At 75.3% G+C, this 15,761-nt stretch carries 12 protein-coding genes; 6 read left to right on the plus strand and 6 right to left on the minus strand.

The window, feature by feature from the left end; all coding sequences use genetic code 11:
* The first annotated feature begins 24 nt into the window (after positions 1-24).
* Positions 25-1,155: a nucleotide pyrophosphatase/phosphodiesterase family protein gene (locus tag ABZ881_RS15750; protein WP_358485152.1), complete on the plus strand. Its 1,131-nt coding sequence runs from the start codon at positions 25-27 to the stop codon at positions 1,153-1,155.
* Positions 1,156-1,280: 125 nt separating this feature from the next.
* On the plus strand, positions 1,281-2,579 hold the full coding sequence (locus ABZ881_RS15755) for a PQQ-binding-like beta-propeller repeat protein (RefSeq protein ID WP_358485154.1): 1,299 nt from the start codon (positions 1,281-1,283) through the stop codon (positions 2,577-2,579).
* A gap of 57 nt (positions 2,580-2,636) precedes the next feature.
* Here the strand turns inward: ABZ881_RS15755 and mftE are convergent, their stop codons facing one another.
* Genes mftE through mftA form a run of 6 tightly spaced genes read right to left on the minus strand, consistent with a single transcriptional unit; the run spans position 2,637 to position 11,126 of the window.
* Positions 2,637-3,362 carry a mycofactocin biosynthesis peptidyl-dipeptidase MftE gene (gene mftE, locus ABZ881_RS15760; RefSeq protein WP_358485156.1) on the minus strand — a complete coding sequence of 242 codons (726 nt, stop codon included), beginning with the start codon at positions 3,360-3,362 and terminating at the stop codon, positions 2,637-2,639.
* Between the two features lie 16 nt (positions 3,363-3,378).
* Positions 3,379-4,899, minus strand: a complete 1,521-nt coding sequence (locus ABZ881_RS15765) for an MFS transporter (protein ID WP_358485159.1) — start codon at positions 4,897-4,899, stop codon at positions 3,379-3,381.
* 29 nt (positions 4,900-4,928) lie between these two features.
* Positions 4,929-9,389 carry an FAD-dependent oxidoreductase gene (locus tag ABZ881_RS15770; RefSeq protein WP_358485161.1) on the minus strand — a complete coding sequence of 1,487 codons (4,461 nt, stop codon included), beginning with the start codon at positions 9,387-9,389 and terminating at the stop codon, positions 4,929-4,931.
* Positions 9,390-9,445: 56 nt separating this feature from the next.
* On the minus strand, positions 9,446-10,690 hold the full coding sequence (gene mftC / locus ABZ881_RS15775) for a mycofactocin radical SAM maturase (RefSeq protein WP_358485163.1): 1,245 nt from the start codon (positions 10,688-10,690) through the stop codon (positions 9,446-9,448).
* A gap of 48 nt (positions 10,691-10,738) precedes the next feature.
* Positions 10,739-11,050 (minus strand): mycofactocin biosynthesis chaperone MftB, encoded by a 312-nt coding sequence (gene mftB, locus ABZ881_RS15780; protein WP_358485164.1) that lies wholly within the window; start codon positions 11,048-11,050, stop codon positions 10,739-10,741.
* Positions 11,040-11,126, minus strand: a complete 87-nt coding sequence (gene mftA / locus ABZ881_RS15785; RefSeq protein ID WP_358485335.1) for a mycofactocin precursor MftA — start codon at positions 11,124-11,126, stop codon at positions 11,040-11,042. Before mftA ends, mftB begins: the two co-directional genes overlap by 11 nt.
* 157 nt (positions 11,127-11,283) lie before the next feature.
* On the opposite strand from mftA, the gene ABZ881_RS15790 reads away from it, so the two are divergent.
* The 4 genes from ABZ881_RS15790 (at position 11,284) to ABZ881_RS15805 (ending at position 15,724) form a co-directional block, all read left to right on the plus strand.
* A complete protein-coding gene (locus ABZ881_RS15790; RefSeq protein WP_358485166.1) occupies positions 11,284-11,658 on the plus strand; it encodes a DUF952 domain-containing protein in 375 nt (124 codons plus the stop codon).
* A 150-nt stretch (positions 11,659-11,808) separates the two neighbouring features.
* Positions 11,809-13,074, plus strand: a complete 1,266-nt coding sequence (mdo, locus tag ABZ881_RS15795) for an NDMA-dependent methanol dehydrogenase (protein WP_358485337.1) — start codon at positions 11,809-11,811, stop codon at positions 13,072-13,074.
* A gap of 95 nt (positions 13,075-13,169) precedes the next feature.
* On the plus strand, positions 13,170-14,207 hold the full coding sequence (locus ABZ881_RS15800; protein ID WP_358485168.1) for a MoxR family ATPase: 1,038 nt from the start codon (positions 13,170-13,172) through the stop codon (positions 14,205-14,207).
* Positions 14,204-15,724 carry a VWA domain-containing protein gene (locus tag ABZ881_RS15805; protein ID WP_358485171.1) on the plus strand — a complete coding sequence of 507 codons (1,521 nt, stop codon included), beginning with the start codon at positions 14,204-14,206 and terminating at the stop codon, positions 15,722-15,724. Before ABZ881_RS15800 ends, ABZ881_RS15805 begins: the two co-directional genes overlap by 4 nt.
* The last annotated feature ends 37 nt before the right edge of the window (positions 15,725-15,761 follow it).

Consider the following 15,761-nt stretch of genomic DNA (forward strand, 5'->3'; position numbering starts at 1 on the left):
GGGACGGGCAGCACACTCCTGCGCATGCCCGATCTCCTTCCCCGCTACGGCACCGCGACCCTCGCCGAGGTCGTGCCCGCGCTGCTGCACGCGATCGGCTCCCCGCTCGACGACCGGCCGCCCGCGTTCACACTGCCCGCCGCCAGGGCCGCCGTGCTGCTGCTGGTCGACGGGCTCGGCCACGAGCTGCTCCGCGCGCACGCCGCCGACGCACCGGTGCTGGCCGGGCTGGCCGACGCCGGGCCGCTGACCGTCGGGTTCCCCTCGACCACCCCGATCAGCCTGACCTCCCTGGGCAGCGGCCTGCCGCCGGGCGCGCACGGCACGCTGGGCCTGAGCTTCCGGGTGCAGGGCCGACTGCTCGACGCGCTGAGCTGGGCCGAGGGCCGCCGCGACCTGCGGGAGACACTCCTCCCCGAGCAGGTCCAGCCGCGACCGACGGCACTGGAACGGGCCGCCGCGGCCGGCGTCGACGTCCGGGTGGTGTCGCACCGGCAGTTCCGGACGTCCGGGCTGACCCGGTCCGGGCTGCGCGGCGGCGAGTACCGCGGGGTGGCGGCGCTGGGCGATCTGACCGCCGAGATCCTGTCCGGTGTGGACGACCGCGTGACCGGCCCCCGGCTGGTGTACGCCTACCACGCCGATCTCGACCATCTCGGGCACGTGTACGGCCCCGGCAGCCCGGCCTGGCACTGGCAGCTCCGGCAGATCGACGCCCTGGTCGGGATGCTGCTCGACGCACTGCCCGCCGGCACCCTGTTCGCCGTCACCGGCGATCACGGGATGGTCACCGTGGACCGGATCGTCGACGCCGACGTCTCCCCCGAGCTGCAGGCCGGCGTGGCGCTGCTGGGCGGCGATCCGCGGGCCCGGCACGTCTACACCGATCCCGGCGCGGCCGCCGACGTGCTGGCCGCCTGGCGGGCGTTGCTCGGCGACGACGCCGCGGTCGTCCCGCGCGAGCAGGCCGTCGCCGACGGCTGGTTCGGGCCGGTCGAGGACCGGGTGCTGGACCGGATCGGGGACGTGGTCGTCGCGCTGCGCGGCACGGCCGCGGTGGTGCGCAGCGAGGTCGAGCCGTACCTGGCGTCGTTCCCCGGGCAGCACGGGTCGTTCACCGCCGCCGAGCAGCTCGTGCCGCTGCTGATCCGCTGAACCCCGCCGATGCCCGCCGCAGCCGGCTGGGTCCGCCGATCCCCCGGACCCGGCTGACCCGCTGTGCCCGGCAGGTCGGTGGATCTGCGGACCCCGGCCGGCCGCCGGTGGGCGAGGATCCCGGCATGCGGCAGCGGTGGACGGCGGTGGCGGGTGCGGTACTCCTGGTCGCCGGGCTGGTGGTGGTCACCGCGACGGTGGCCGGCCGGTGCGCAGCCGGCGGGGACCCGGGCAGGATCGCCGGGGCGGGATCCGGTGCCGACGTCACATCGGCCCGGCAGCCCACCGCCGAGGCGGAGTCCACCGCGGTCGCGACGCTGGCCACCGCCGGGATCCCGGCCACCCCGCGCTGGGGGCTGTGGAGCGGGGTGCGCGGCGAGGACGGGACGGCGCTGCCGGAGATCACCGACGTCGCGGTGGCCGGCGACCGGGTCGTGACCGCCCAGCTCGGCAACGACGACCGGCGGCTGCTCGCCGGGTACGCCGTCGCGGACGGGACACCGCTGTGGTCGGCGGCGCTGCCCCGCGGCCGGTACGAACCGGCCCTGCTGCTCACCGCCGGACCGGCACCGGGCAGCAGCGCCGGACCGGCATCGGCGGCCGGTGACGGATCGGTGCTGGTGCTCGGCGGCGGCGCGGTCTCGGCGTTCGATCCGGCGTCGGGCGAGCTGCGGTGGTGCGTGCCGGTGTCCGGGGACGCCCGGGTGAGCATGCTGGACACCCGGCACGGTGCGCTCGTCGCCGAGCAGGACGCCGACCGGTCCCGGCTGCTGCTGCTGGACCCGGGCACCGGTGAGCAGCACTGGTCGCGCGACTACCGGGTGCACGACGGCGGGGTGGCGCCGGTGGTCGCCGCGGACGTCGTCGCGGTGTACGCGGCCGGCGACGACGGGTCCGGGGTGCACGCGTTCCGGCTCGGCACCGGGGAGCCCGCCTGGTCGCTCACCGACGAGCTGCCGCAGCCGTTCGGCGCGGCCGGCGGGGTACTGCTGGTGCGCTCGCGGACCGGTCTGCACGGCGTCGCAGCGGGATCGGGCGCGCCGCGCTGGAGCTCGGACCGGTTCACCCCGCAGCTGGGCCCGGGCGCCGGGTTCCGGGCACCGCAGCGTCCCGGGGATCCGGCGCTGCTGCTGCAGCCGCCGGCGGCCGGTGGGGTGACGGCGTTCGACCCGGCGACCGGGGCGGTCCGCTGGGAGCTGCCCGGTGCGCTGCTGCGCCCGAGCGTGCCGCACGGCGTCGCGCGCGCGGACACCGCCGGTGACCGGCTGCTGCTGCAGGGCACCCGCACCGGCCTCGTCGCCGTCGACCCGGGGACCGGCCGGATCCTCGGCGGGGCCGCCGACACGTCCCCGCTGATCCCGGCGGCGGGGACGGCCGTGGTGACCGGCCCGCTCCGGACGACCGTCCTGTCCCCGGCCGGATGATCACCGATCGGGAACCGGGACGACCGCCGGGCGACCGGTCCGGTGCCCGATCGTGGATCAGCGCGGGACGCGGAGCCTGCCGGTCGCCGGGTCCGGGTCCCAGCCCCGGATCGCCGTCGCGGCCGCCGCGGTGACGGCGGCGAGCAGCGCCCGGCCCTCGTCGGCGCTCGCCCCGGCCGGGTCGCCGAGCACGCCGTTCGGGCTGACCGCGGCCGTCCCACCGGCCCGCAGCGCGTCGATCACCTCGGTGAGCGGGCGGGTCTCGCCGGCGACGGCCCGGTCGGCCCGGACCAGGTCCGGCCGCAGGTGCAGCAGCAGCGACGTCTCGTAGCGGCCGGCGTGCGCGTCCGCCGGTACCCCGGGCACCGCCGTCACGCACGGCAGCCAGCCGGCGTCGCGCCCCTCGTGCCGCAGCAGCCGCACCGCCGACGACAGCGCCGCCACGTTGCCGCCGTGCCCGTTGAGCAGCACCAGCCGCGACGCCCACCGGCAGGCCGAGCGGCCGTACTCGACGAGCAGCGTGTGCAGCGCCTCGGTACCGATCGAGACGGTGCCGGGGAAGCCCTCGTGCTCGCCCGCCGCGCCGTAGGGGATCGCGGGGGCGAGCAGCAGCCCCGGATCGGCGTCGTGCAGCGCGCCGGCGACGGCGGTCGCGACGAGCGTGTCGGTGCCCAGCGGCAGGTGCGGCCCGTGCTGCTCGGTCGAGCCGACCGGGACCAGCACCGTCCGTGGCGGGTCTGCGGGATCGTCGAGATCGGGCCAGGTCAGCTCGTCGAGCAGCACGGGGTACAGCCTGCCCTCACCGGCCGGCGTGCCGCAGCGCGGTCAGCGCCAGCACGACGACACCGGTCAGCAACCCGGACGCGACCAGCCCGACCACGCCGAACCCGGCGGTGAAGGCCGACCGGCCGGCGTCGAGCAGGGCGGTGGCGGGCCCCGGCGGCAGCGAGCCGGCGGCGGTGACCGCACCGGCCATACCCTCCCGGGCCCGGTCGGCGGCCTCGGCGGGCAGCCCCGGCGGGAGCACCAGCCGTCCACCGTAGACGGCGGCGAGCACGCTCCCGGTGACGGCGACGCCGAGCGCCACCCCCAGCTCACCCGCCGTCTCCGAGATCGACGCCGCCGATCCGGCACGCGCCGACGGCACCGAGCCGATCACCAGGTCGGTGGCCAGCACGCCGATCGGGCTCAGCCCGAGCACCGTCCCGGAGACCAGCACCAGCACCGCCACCGTGCCGCCGCCCGCCCCGACCAGCCCGACCAGCAGCGATCCCAGCGCGGCCAGCCCGGCCGACGTCGCGACGACCGTCCGGACGCCGAACCGGCGGGCCAGCACCGGGGTCAGCAGCGACCCGGCGACGGTGCCCCCGGCGACCGGCAGCATCCACAGTCCCGCGGTGAGCGCCGAGGCGCCGCCGACCAGCTGCAGGTACTGCGGCAGCACGAAGAACAGGCCGTTCACCGCGAGCAGCGCGACCAGCAGCACCAGCACCGCGGCGGTGAACACCGGCCGGGTGAACAGCGCGATGTCGAGCAGCGGATCGGCCAGCCGCCGCTGCCGGCGGACGAACAGCACCCCCGACACCACGCCGACGACGGCCGGGACCAGCGTGATCGCCTCCGGGCCGTAGGCCGCGGTGTTCTTCACCGCGTAGACCAGCGGGAGCATCGCGGTGAGCGAGAGCACGACGCTGGTCGGGTCCAGGCGTCCGGCACGGCTGCCGTGCTCCTCGGGGAGCAGCAGCGGGCCGAGCACGAGCAGCAGCAGCATCACCGGCACGCCGAGCAGGAACACCGCCCCCCACCAGAACGCCTCGACCAGCGCCCCGCCGACCAGCGGCCCGATCGCGGCCCCGACCGAGAACGTCGTCATCCACACGGCGACCGCGAACCGGCGCTGGACCGGATCGGGGAACATCGTCGAGATCAGGCCCAGGGTGGACGGCATCAGCGTGGCCCCGGCGATGCCCAGCAACGCGCGGGAGGCGATCAGCAGCTCGGCGGTCGGGGCGAAGGCCGCGAGCACCGAGGCGACGGCGAACGCGCCGGCCCCGATCAGCAGCAGCCGCCTGCGCCCGATCCGGTCGCCGAGGGTGCCCATCGTGATCAGGAAGCCGGCGATCAGGAAGCCGTAGATGTCGAGGATCCACAGCTGCTGGGTGGCCGAGGGCTGGAGGTCCACGGCCAGCGCCGGCGCGGCGAGGTAGAGGACGCTGATGTCGAGTGCGAGCACCAGCAGGGGCAGCGCGAGGACGGCGAGGCCGATCCACTCGCGGGGGCCGGCGCGGTCGTTGCCGGTCAGGGAGGTCTCCGTGGTCATGGTCCCGACGCTAGAAAGTAGAGTTGACTTCAGGTCAAGACTGCGCCGAGGGTGGGCCCCAGGACTGCGCTGCCCTCGCGGATCGCCGCGTCGGCGCGGCGCGGTGTCAGCGCGTCGCCGATCCGGTGCATCGTCGGGCCATCCTCCCCCGGCCCGGTCCACAGCCGTGCGCAGGTCCCCGCGGACGGCACGGCGGGCACCGCCGCGACGACGGCGGCGACGTCCCGGCGCTCGATCCGGCCGGTCGGGTGGTGCAGCAGCTCCACCGCTCTGCTCTGCTCACCTGTGCGCTGCACGCCGAGCACGGCCCGGTCGGCGCTGCACCGGATGCCGGCCGCGTGCGCGCGGCGCCGGAAGCCCTCGCGGTCCAGGGTGAGGCCGAGATCCTGCCCGACGACCAGAGCCGGGGTGACGATCTCGGTGTCGTGCCCGCGGGCCGCCAGCAGCTCGGCGACCGAGGTGGCGTGGTGGAACCCCAGTTCGTCGACGACGAGCACCGGGCCGTCCGGGACCGGCGCCCCGGCCAGCACGTCGTCGACCGGCACGGTCAGCCCGTGCGGGTCCCAGGGCGGGGGCGCCGGACGGGCGCCGGTGGCCAGCACGAGTGCGTCCGGCCGGTACTCCTCGACGAACGCGCGGTCCACCTCCGCCCCGAGCCGGAGCCGCGCGCCGGACTCGTGCACGGCCTGCAGCAGGTCGTCGGTGACATGCCCGAGCTCGGCCCGGCCCGGCGCAGTGGCCGCGAGCGCGAGCCGGCCGCCGGTGCGGGTGGCCCGCTCGACCAGCAGGACGTCGTGCCCGCGCCGGGCCAGCGCGGCCGCGGCGGACAGACCGGCCGGCCCGGCGCCGGCGACCAGCACCCGGAGCACCAGTCCCGCGGGACCGGGCCGGGCCGGTGCAGGCGGCCCCTCGAGACCGGACCAGGCCGGTGCGGGCGGTCGCGCACCGACCGGCAGGACGACGGGGGCGAGCCACTCCCGGCCGGCCGCCGGATCGACCAGGCAGCCCAGCGGCAGGTTCAGCCCGACCCGCCCGATGCAGTCCTGGTTGCAGCCGACGCAGCGGCGGACCGGACGCCCGGCGAGCGCCTTCGCCGCGAACGCCGGATCGGCGATCTGCCCACGGGCGACCCCGACCAGGTCGCACTCGCCGCGGTCCAGCGCCCCGGCGGCCTGGGCGGGTGTGGTGAACCGTCCGACGCCGATCACCGGCACGTCCGCACCGGCCTCCCGGACCGCGTCGCGCAGCCGGGCGGCGAGCCGGCCGGCGTATCCGGACGGGGTGTGCATGGACGGCTCGATGAGGTGCAGCGTCGAGGTCGCGACGCCGATCGAGGTGTTGAGGGCGTCGACTGCGCCGGTCGCGACGAGCCGGCGGGCGAGCGCGGCACCGTCGTCCGGGGTGATGCCGCCGGGGATCCGCTCGTCGACCCCGATCCGCAGGCCGAGCACCGGGTCCGGGCCGATCGCCTCGCGGACCGCGGCGACGACGTCGAGCACGATCTTCGCCCGGTCCCGGCCCCAGGCGTCGGTGCGCCGGTTGGTGGCCGGGGACAGGAACAGGCGCAGCAGCGAGGCGTGCGAGCACTGCAGTTCGACGCCGTCGAACCCGCCGTCGACGCAGCGTGCGGCGACGTCGGCGAACGCGGCGACGATCTCGGCGATCCCGGCGGCGTCCAGCTCGGCCGGGACCTCCCGGTACATCGGGTCGGGCAGCGCGGAGGGCCCGACGACCGGCTCGCGGGAGTACATCCCGGAGCCCTGGGCGCCGTTGTGGTTGAGCTGGGCGAGCACGACGGCGCCGTGCCGGTGCACCGCGTCGGTGAGCGCGCGGTAGCCGGGCAGCACCGCCGGGTCGTGTCCGCGGATCAGCCGCTCGTAGGGCCGGTCGGCCGGATGGACGGCGTGTTCCTCGGTGATCACCAGTCCGGCGCCGCCCGCGGCCCGGGCCGCGTAGTAGCCGACGTGCCGGGGGGTCGGCAGGCCGCCCTCGGCGAAGCCGGTGAGATGGGCGGTGAAGACGATCCGGTTCCGCAGCTGGCGACGGCCGAGCCACAGCGGGTCGCCGAGCCGCGGCGGGTCGCCGAGCCGCGGCGGGACGACCGGCTCGGCACGGCCCGCCCCGGCCGCGCGGCCTGCGGCGCCCGTCGGGGACGCCCGACCCGCAACGCCCTGCCCGGCCGCCCGCGCCGCAGCGCCCGTCGGGGTCGCCGGGCCCACAGCGTCCGGGCCAACCGGCCGCCCGGCGGCGCCCGCCCGTCCGGCGGTGTCGTGCCCGACGGTGGACCGCGCGACGGCTGCCCGCGCGACGTGGTGGCCGTCGACGGCGGGCGCTGCGACGCGACGGGACCCGGCGGGATCCGGTGCGCGGCAGAGCCCCTCGCCGAGGGCCTGCGCGGCGCGGCGACCCTCCCGGACCGCCTCGGCGATCGTGCGCGGTGCCACCCGGTCCCCGATGCTCCGGCGACCGGGCGCGTCCGGCAGGGTCCGGTCCGGCAGCCGGGCCGCGCAGTCCACGACGGCCGCGCAGGGCACCGTGGTCACCGCCCCGGTGTGCACGTCGACCAGCTCCGCGATGCCGTCACGGACGTGACGGACCGCTGTGAACAGAGCCCGGACGACGCCGGCCCGCTCCAGCCGGGCGTTCGCCGGCGCCATGTCCCCGCACCGGCCGAGCTGGTGCCCGGCAACGGCGTCCGGGGTGGACAGCGTGACCCGGTATCCGACACCGGCCAGCAGCTCCGCCACACCCGGCCCGGTCCAGTCGCCGACCGGGTCGCGGACCAGAACCGGCGCCCCGGCGGACACCCCGGCGGCGGCGAGCAGGGTCCGGACCCGTCGCGAGCCGGCGAGGTCCGTACCGGCCGGCCCAGCGGCGGCGGCCAGTTCGGCCGCCGGCACCACCGGCACGTCCGACCCGAAGCCCGGGGCCGTCGGTCGCGATCCGGTCGCGAGGAGCACCGTCGCACCGCGGGCGCTCGCCGCGGCGACGGCGGAGCCGTCCATCTCGGAGCCGAGCTCGACCCGCACCCCGAGCCGCGCGAGCTCCCGCTCCCACCACGGGACCGCCAGGAGCAGCCGGCTGCGACCGGGCAGCGCCGCCGCCGCGTGCAGCATCCCGCCGAGCCGCGACGAGCGTTCGTGCAGCGTCACCGGATGGCCGAGCAGGACGAGCGTCCGGGCGGCCTCGCACCCCGCGGGACCGCCGCCGACCACGAGAACCGGCCGCGGGACCGGCGGCCCGGCGGCGGAGCGCGGGACCGCGGCGGGCTCGGTGCGCTCGTACCCCGACCGGGGTTCCAGCTCGTCACCGACGACCGGGTTGCGCGGGTCCCTCGCGGCGGCGAGCGCGTTGGTCAGCAGACACGGCCGCACCCGCTCCGGCGTCCCGGCCCGGACCAGCGCGACCAGCGACGGATCCGCGATCTGCGCTCTTGTCATCTCGACGATGTCTGCGTCGCCGCAGGTCAGGACGTCCTCGGCGAGCGACGGCGAGGCGACGCTGCCGGCCAGCGCGACGGCCGTCGCACCGTCCACCGCGCGGCGCACCGCGGCGCAGCGCTCCCGGAGGAACGCCTCCGGGGTGTGCAGGTCCGGACGGGTGGCCGCCACCGAGAGTGCACTGCCGGCGACCGGGACCAGCAGATCGACGTCGGCGGCGACCGCCCGGGCCCGCCCGAGGCCGACGGCGGGTGTGATCCCGGCCCACGGCGCGAGCTCGTCGATGCACAGTCGCAGCGTCAGCAGCGGCTCCGGCCCGATCTCCTCGCGGACGGCGGCGAGCACCCGGCGCAGCAGCAGCGAGCGGTCGCGGCCGTAGGCGTCGGTGCGGTGGTTGGTCAGCCCGGAACAGAACTGACGCAGCAGCGAGTGCTGTCCGGCGGAGATCTCCACACCGTCCACACCGTTGTCCACAGCCGAGCGGGCGGCCGCGGCGAAGCCGAGCACGATCTCCTCGATCTGCGCGGCGTCCATCGCGACCGGGACCTCGCGGGAGACGACGTCGGGCACCGCGGACGGCCCCCACAGCGGGTTCCCGGAGTGCGCCGTCGAGCCCTGCCCGCCGGCGTGTGCGAGCCCGGCGAGCACCAGCGTGCCGTGCGGCCGGCACGCCTGGACGACGGCGGCCCAGCCGCGCGCGGCCGGCACGTCACCGAGATGCAGCTCAGCGGGCCCGTCGGCCCGTGGGAGCCCGCTGAGCTGCATCTCGGCGTGCGGATCGGGTGCGACGAGGGCCGCGGCCGGCCCGGGCGCCGCACCGGGGCACGGAGCAGCGCCGGACCGCGGAGCAGCGCCGGGGCGGGGAGCAGCGGCGGGGCGGAACGCGGCCGGCGCGTAGGCGTACGGATGGTCCGACGGGTGCACCGACGCCGGCTCGACCACGATGATCCCGGCGCCGCCCGCGGCCCGCTCCGCGTAGTAGGCGACGTGGTCGTCGGTGATCCCGCGCCCGGCGTCCCCGAGGTTCGTCTCGTGCGGCCCGAACAGCACACGCGACGGGGCCCGCCGACCGCGCAGGTCGACGGGCCCCGTCAGCAGGTCCGTGGTCAGCTCCCGGCGACGGGAGCGGCCGGGGCCTGCGCGGGAGCGGACGCCGGGGTGAACCCGGCGAGCGGGCTCTCGTCGCAGGCCCGGTCCGGCCGGCGCGGCGGCGGGGCGAGCGACAGCATCGTGGGCTGCTTCGGGGTGCGCGAGTTCCGCGGCGCCGATCGCGAGTGGTCCACGTCGGACTTCGGGATCACCGTCCCGGAGTCCCGCGCGGCGAGCATCTGCTCGCCGTAGCCCTGCACGCACTCCGGGTCCGGCCCGTCCAGCGGCAGGCCGGTGAAGAACTTCGCGGCCATGCAGCCACCCTGGCAGGAGTCGTAGTGCTGGCAGGACGCGCACGCCCCACCGGTCTGCGGCTTGCGCAGGTCGGTGAACAGCTCGGAGTTCGTCCACACCTCCTGGAACCCGCCCGCGTCGCGGACGTTGCCGGCCAGGAAGTTCTCGTGGATCGCGAACGGGCAGGCGTAGACGTCGCCGACCGGGTCGATCAGGCAGACCACCCGGCCCGCGCCGCACAGGTTCAGCCCGGGCAGTGCCTCGCCGTAGGCGGACAGGTGGAAGAACGAGTCGCCGGTCAGCACCTGGTCGCCGTGCGCGACCAGCCAGTCGTAGAGCTGCTTCTGCTGTGCCTGGGTGGGGTGCAGCTCGTCCCACACGTCGGCGCCGCGGCCGGACGGGCGCAGCCGGGTGATCCGCAGCTGGGCGCCGTAGGAGTCGGCGATCGCCTTGAACTCGTCGAGCTGGTCGACGTTCTCCCGGGTCATCACCACCGAGATCTTCGGTGCGACGAACCCGGCCTCGGCCAGGTTCTCCAGCGCGGTGATCGCGGTGTCGAACGATCCCGGACCGCGGACGTGGTCGTTGACCTCGGCGTTCGCACCGTCCATCGAGATCTGGATGTCGACGTAGTCGGTCGCGGCCAGCTGGGCGGCGCGCGCCTTGTCCAGCTTCACGCCGTTGGTGGAGAACTTGACGCCGACGTCGTGGGAGATGGCGTAGTCCAGCAGCTCCCAGAAGTCCGGGCGCACGGTCGGCTCACCACCGCCGATGTTGACGTAGAAGACCTGCATCCGCTGCAGCTCGTCGATGACCGCCTTGGCCTCGGCGGTGGTCAGCTCGCGCGGGTCGCGCCGGCCCGACGACGACAGGCAGTGCACGCACGCGAGGTTGCAGGCGTAGGTGAGCTCCCAGGTCAGGCAGATGGGCGAGTTCAGGCCGTACTGGAAGTGGTCGACCAGCTTCACGGGCACCTCACTGTGGTGGTCGGCAGGACTGTGAACGGCGGAGCGGGACTAGCGGGCGACGATCGTTCCGGACCGCAGCAGGCCGGACAGCGCCTTCAGATAGGCCTCGTGCTGCGCGGCGGGCACACCGGCCGCCTCGACCGCGGACCGGGCATCCGGATGACGTTCCAGGCCGGTGACGACCTCGACGAGCTCCGGGGTCTTGAGGAACGACAGCTTGCGGGTCACGAAGTCGTACACCAGTGCGCCGAACGGTTCCGGGCGCAGCGACACGCTCTCGCTCACCCGGTACGGTGCCGCGGGGTCGAACGACCCCGCGGCACCGTCCGGCACCGTGGTGTCGACCGGCTTAGTAGACACCGCACATGCCGTCGATGGAGACCTCCTCGACGAGGGTCTCCTCGACCAGGACGTCCTCGTTCTGGTGCTCGCTCATGGGCAACCTCCGCAGGGATCCACTCTCGGCGAGAGCGGTGACCGACCGCCCCGCCGGCCGGCGCGGGCAGCAGATCGGACGTTATTGGCACCGGGTGCCGGAAAGCAAGAACCTGCGGGGACGCCCGTCCGTTCGGACGGGAGGGCATGCTGGCCGCATGACGGTGGACGACACGCTGCTGCACCTGTGCACCCCCGCCGAGCGGGCCGGCTACGAGCTCGCCGGACAGATCGCGCCGCCCTCGCTGGACGAGGTGGGCTTCGTCCACCTGTCCACCGCGGACCAGGTCGCGCTGCCCGCGCAACGGCTGTTCGCCGGCCGGACCGACCTGTCGCTGCTCGTCGTCGACCCGGCCGCGCTCGCCGTCGCGGGCGTCGAGGTCCGGTGGGAGCCGGGCGTGCCGGGCGATCCGGAGTCGATGCGCTTCCCGCACGCCTACGGCGCCGTGCCCGCCTCGGCGATCCGCGCGGTGCTGCCGTACCCGCCGGGGCCGGCCGGGTTCACCGCACCGGAGCTGCCTGACCTGGACTGACGCCCGCCGCCCCGTCCGGTCGGACGGGGAACCTGACCGGGCCGACGGGCAGGTGGTCAGGTACCCGTCCGTAGCTGTTGCCAGTCATCTGCAACAGCCACCGTTGTGCTCGTCCGAACGCCAACGAGGCCGCGAGGAGAGCCAATGGCCATCGAGCTCAACCAGATCTGGGACTTCCCGATCAAGGAGTTCCACCCGTTCCCGCGGGCGCTTCTGGGGGTCGGCGCGCATGACATCCTGGGCGTCGAGGCGAAGAACCTGGGCATGACGCGGGTCCTGTTCGTCACCTCGGGCCTGCGCGGCTCCGGCATCATCGAGGAGCTCAAGGGCAAGGTCGAGTACCAGGGCGTCGACGTCGTCGTCTACGACCAGGTCGAGTCCAACCCCAAGGACTACAACTGCATGGACGCCGCCGCGCTCTACACGAGCGAGCGCTGCGACGGCATCATCTCGATCGGCGGCGGCTCGTCGCACGACGCCGCGAAGGGCGCCCGCGTCGTCATCGCACACGACGGCCGCAACATCAACGAGTTCGAGGGCTTCTCGAAGTCCACGAACATGGAGAACCCGCCGCACATCGCGGTCTCCACCACGGCGGGCACCGGGTCCGAGACCTCCTGGGCCTACGTCATCACCAACACCTCCGACATGGACAACCCGCAGAAGTGGGTCGGGTTCGACGACGCCGTCGTCACCACCCTGGCGCTGGACGACCCGCTGCTCTACTACAGCTGCCCGCAGCACTTCACCGCCTACTGCGGGTTCGACGTGCTCGCGCACGGTTCCGAGCCGTTCGTGTCCCGATTGGACTTCGAGCCCTCGCTGGGCAACGCGCTGTACTCGATCGAGCTGGTCGGGCAGTACCTGCGCGAGGCCACTTACGAGCCGCGCAACCTCGAGGCCCGCTCCAAGATGATGCACGCGCAGTACATCGCGGCGCAGGCGTTCAACTCGGGCGGTCTGGGCCTGGTCCACTCGACGTCGCACGCGGTGTCGGCGTTCTTCGACACCCATCACGGCCTCAACAACGCGATCGCGCTGCCCCGGGTGTGGGAGTACAACCTGCCCTCGCGCTACCAGCGGTACGCCAAGATCGCGACCGCGCTGGGCGTCGACACCACCAACATGACCACCGTGCAGGCCGCCGACGCCGCGGTCGAGGAGGCCATCCGGCTGTCCAAGGACGTCGGCATCCCGGACAACTTCGGGGTGCTGCGATCCGACAGCTACGACAAGAACCGGATGAACACCGGCAAGTACGAGGGCCGTGGGGACTCGATCCCGACGGACGAGAAGACCGTGCACCGGATCGCCGAGCACATGATGGGCGACTACTGCACCCCGGGCAACCCCCGCGAGTGCACCGTCGAGTCGCTGGTGCCGCTGGTGGAGCACGCCTTCAACAAGTCCTACTGAGGACGTCCGACCAGGGCCACCCGGCCCCGTGCCCGTCGCGCCCGGATCAGCCCCCCGGGCGCGGCGGGCACGCACCCCTGCGTGTGAGGAGAACGGTGTTCGACAGCCCCGAGGCGCTCACCGAGTCACTGGCCGGCGAGGACTACGTCATCGATCCCGAGTTCGCCGTGGTCGTCCACCTGGCGACCGCGCTGGAACGGCCGCTGTTGCTGGAGGGACCGGCCGGCGTCGGCAAGACCGAGCTGGCCTCCTCGCTGGCCGCGGCGAGCGGCCGGCGGCTGGTGCGGCTGCAGTGCTACGAGGGGCTCGACGACGGCCGGGCCCTCTACGAGTGGGACTACGGCAAGCAGCTGATGCACGTCCAGATGCTGCGCGACCGGATCGGCGAGCTGCTGTCCGGGACGACGACGATGGCCGAGGCGTCCGCCCGGCTGCAGACGCAGGACACCGGTCTCTACACCGAGCACTTCCTGTCCACCCGCCCGCTGCTGGAGGCGGTGCTGTCCCCGGACCCGGTGGTGCTGCTGGTCGACGAGGTCGACCGCACCGAGGAGTCGATGGAGGCGCTGCTGCTGGAGGTGCTCGCCGAGCAGCAGGTGACCGTCCCGGAGATCGGCACCTTCACTGCCCGCTCCGTCCCGTGGGTGGTGCTCACCTCCAACGACACCCGCGAGCTGTCCCCGGCGCTGAAGCGCCGCTGCCTGCACTTCCAGGTCGGCTTCCCGACGCCCGAGCGGGAAGCCGAGATCGTGTCCCGGCGCGCGCCGCAGGTGGCAGTCGAGGTCGTCGCCGACGTCGTGGAGCTGGCCCGCACGCTGCGCGGGTTCCCGCTGCGCAAGTCGCCGTCGATCTCCGAGGTGATCGACGCCGCCCGGGCCGCCGCGGTGCTCGGCCTGGGCTCGGCGGGCGAGCTGGAGAAGGTGCGGCCCGCGCTGCTGTCCGCGCTGCTCAAGTACGGCTCGGACCGAGAGCTGGCGATCCGCAGGCTGGACGGCGAGGGCCCCGGTCCGCAGGCCGGCGGGCCGGTCGCCGCGGAGGGCGCGTCGACGACCGCGGGGGCCTTCGGCGCCGGGCGGGCCGCCTCCACCGGGTCCCGCGCGGCCGCCGACCGGAACCGCCGGGGCCGCCGGTGACCGCGCCGGCCCGCGATCCCGGGCCGTGGGTGCTCTCGGTGCTCTCCGCGGCGTTCACCCGGGTGCTGCGGACCCAGCGGGTCGCGGTGTCGCCGGCCGAGGCGATCGAGGTCCGGCGGGTGCTGGCGATGTTCGGCGCGTCCGACCTGGACCGGCTGCGCACCGGGCTGCGCGCCGTCACGGTCGCCTACGCGCACGAGCGTCCCGGCTTCGAGCGCGCCTTCGACGCGTTCTTCGGGCTGCTCCCCGGCACCTGTGACGGCTCCGGCGCGGACGGGCCCGGCCTGCGCGGACCGGCCGCGCAGGGACTGCCGACCGATCTGGAGCTCGCCGACGGCGACGACCCGCTCGGCCGCTACGCCGATCACGACCCGGGCACCGCCGACGTCGGCGACCTGCTCGACGCGCCGGAGCAGGAGAAGGGATTCAACCCGCACCGCGACGACGACGTCTCGCTCGGCGGGTCCGACCGGGATCTCTCGGTCTCCTCGGCCGAGGACCGCGGCCGGCGTGGGACGACCCACACGGTGGACCTGGAACGGGCCGGGGCGGCGGCCGGGAAGGAGCTGACGTCCGGCGGCGCCGACCGGGTGTCGGGGCGGATCGACCTCGACGACCCGGAGGCCGTCCTGGCCATGCTCGCCGCCTACGACCCGCACGCCGTCTACGCCGGCGGCCCGGAGGGCGAGCTGCTCTCGGCGAACCAGCTGGGCCGGCTGGTCGACGCGATCAGCCAGTTCGTCGCGCAGCTCGCCGAGCGGATCGAGACCGGCCCGGGCGCGTCCGCGGCGCCGGACACCGACCGCACCCCGGAACCCGCCGACATGCAGCGCGCCTGCCACGAGCTGCTGCACCGGATGCGCGGTGCGCCGCGCCGGGTCCCGCGCGAGCACGCCCGCGGGCCGCTCGACGTCCGGCACACCGTCCGGCGCAGCATGCGCAGCGACGGCGTGCCGTTCCACCTGCTGGTCCGCCGGAAGGTACCGGACCGGGTGCGGCTGCTCGTCGTCGCCGACGTGTCGCTGTCGGTCCGGTCGATCACCGCGTTCGTGCTGCGGCTGGCCAGGACCCTGCACCGGCAGGCGTTCCGCTGCCGGGTGCTGGCCTTCGTCGACGCCCCGGTCGACGTCACCGGCCTGCTGCTGCGCGCGCACGACGACCGGGCGCTCGCCGCGGTGCTCGCCACACCCGGCCTGGACCTGGATGCCACCAGTGACTACGGCCGCGTGCTGGGCGGGATCAACGAGCGGTTCGCCGACGCGGTGGACAACCGGACCGCGGTGCTGTTCGTCGGCGACGCCCGGTCCAACGGCCGGCCGCCGGGCACCGACGAGCTGCGCCGGCTGGCGCGCCGGGCCTACCGGGTCGGCTGGATCACGCCGGAGCCGCGCCGCTACTGGGACCAGGCGTCGTGCGCGATGGGCGAGTACGCCGGGATCGTCGATCACGTGCTGGTCGCCCGGGACGCCGACGAGCTGCTGGCCGGGGCCGGCGAGCTCGGCCACGCCCTGTCCTGATCCGGCCCCGACCCGGTGCGGGACGCGCCGACCGAAC

Origin of the sequence: Pseudonocardia sp. NPDC046786 (genome assembly GCF_040645415.1) — a bacterium.
In the GTDB taxonomy this organism is placed as follows: Bacteria; Actinomycetota; Actinomycetes; order Mycobacteriales; family Pseudonocardiaceae; genus Pseudonocardia; species Pseudonocardia kongjuensis.

What these genes read in the sequence shown, in the direction of transcription:
- ABZ881_RS15790 (WP_358485166.1), top strand. Translation starts at nt 11,284, where the DNA reads ATGACGGTGGACGACACGCTGCTGCACCTGTGCACCCCCGCCGAGCGG.
- ABZ881_RS15750 (WP_358485152.1), top strand. Translation starts at nt 25, where the DNA reads ATGCCCGATCTCCTTCCCCGCTACGGCACCGCGACCCTCGCCGAGGTC.
- ABZ881_RS15765 (WP_358485159.1), bottom strand. Translation starts at nt 4,899, where the DNA reads ATGACCACGGAGACCTCCCTGACCGGCAACGACCGCGCCGGCCCCCGC.
- mftA (WP_358485335.1), bottom strand. Translation starts at nt 11,126, where the DNA reads ATGAGCGAGCACCAGAACGAGGACGTCCTGGTCGAGGAGACCCTCGTC.
- ABZ881_RS15755 (WP_358485154.1), top strand. Translation starts at nt 1,281, where the DNA reads ATGCGGCAGCGGTGGACGGCGGTGGCGGGTGCGGTACTCCTGGTCGCC.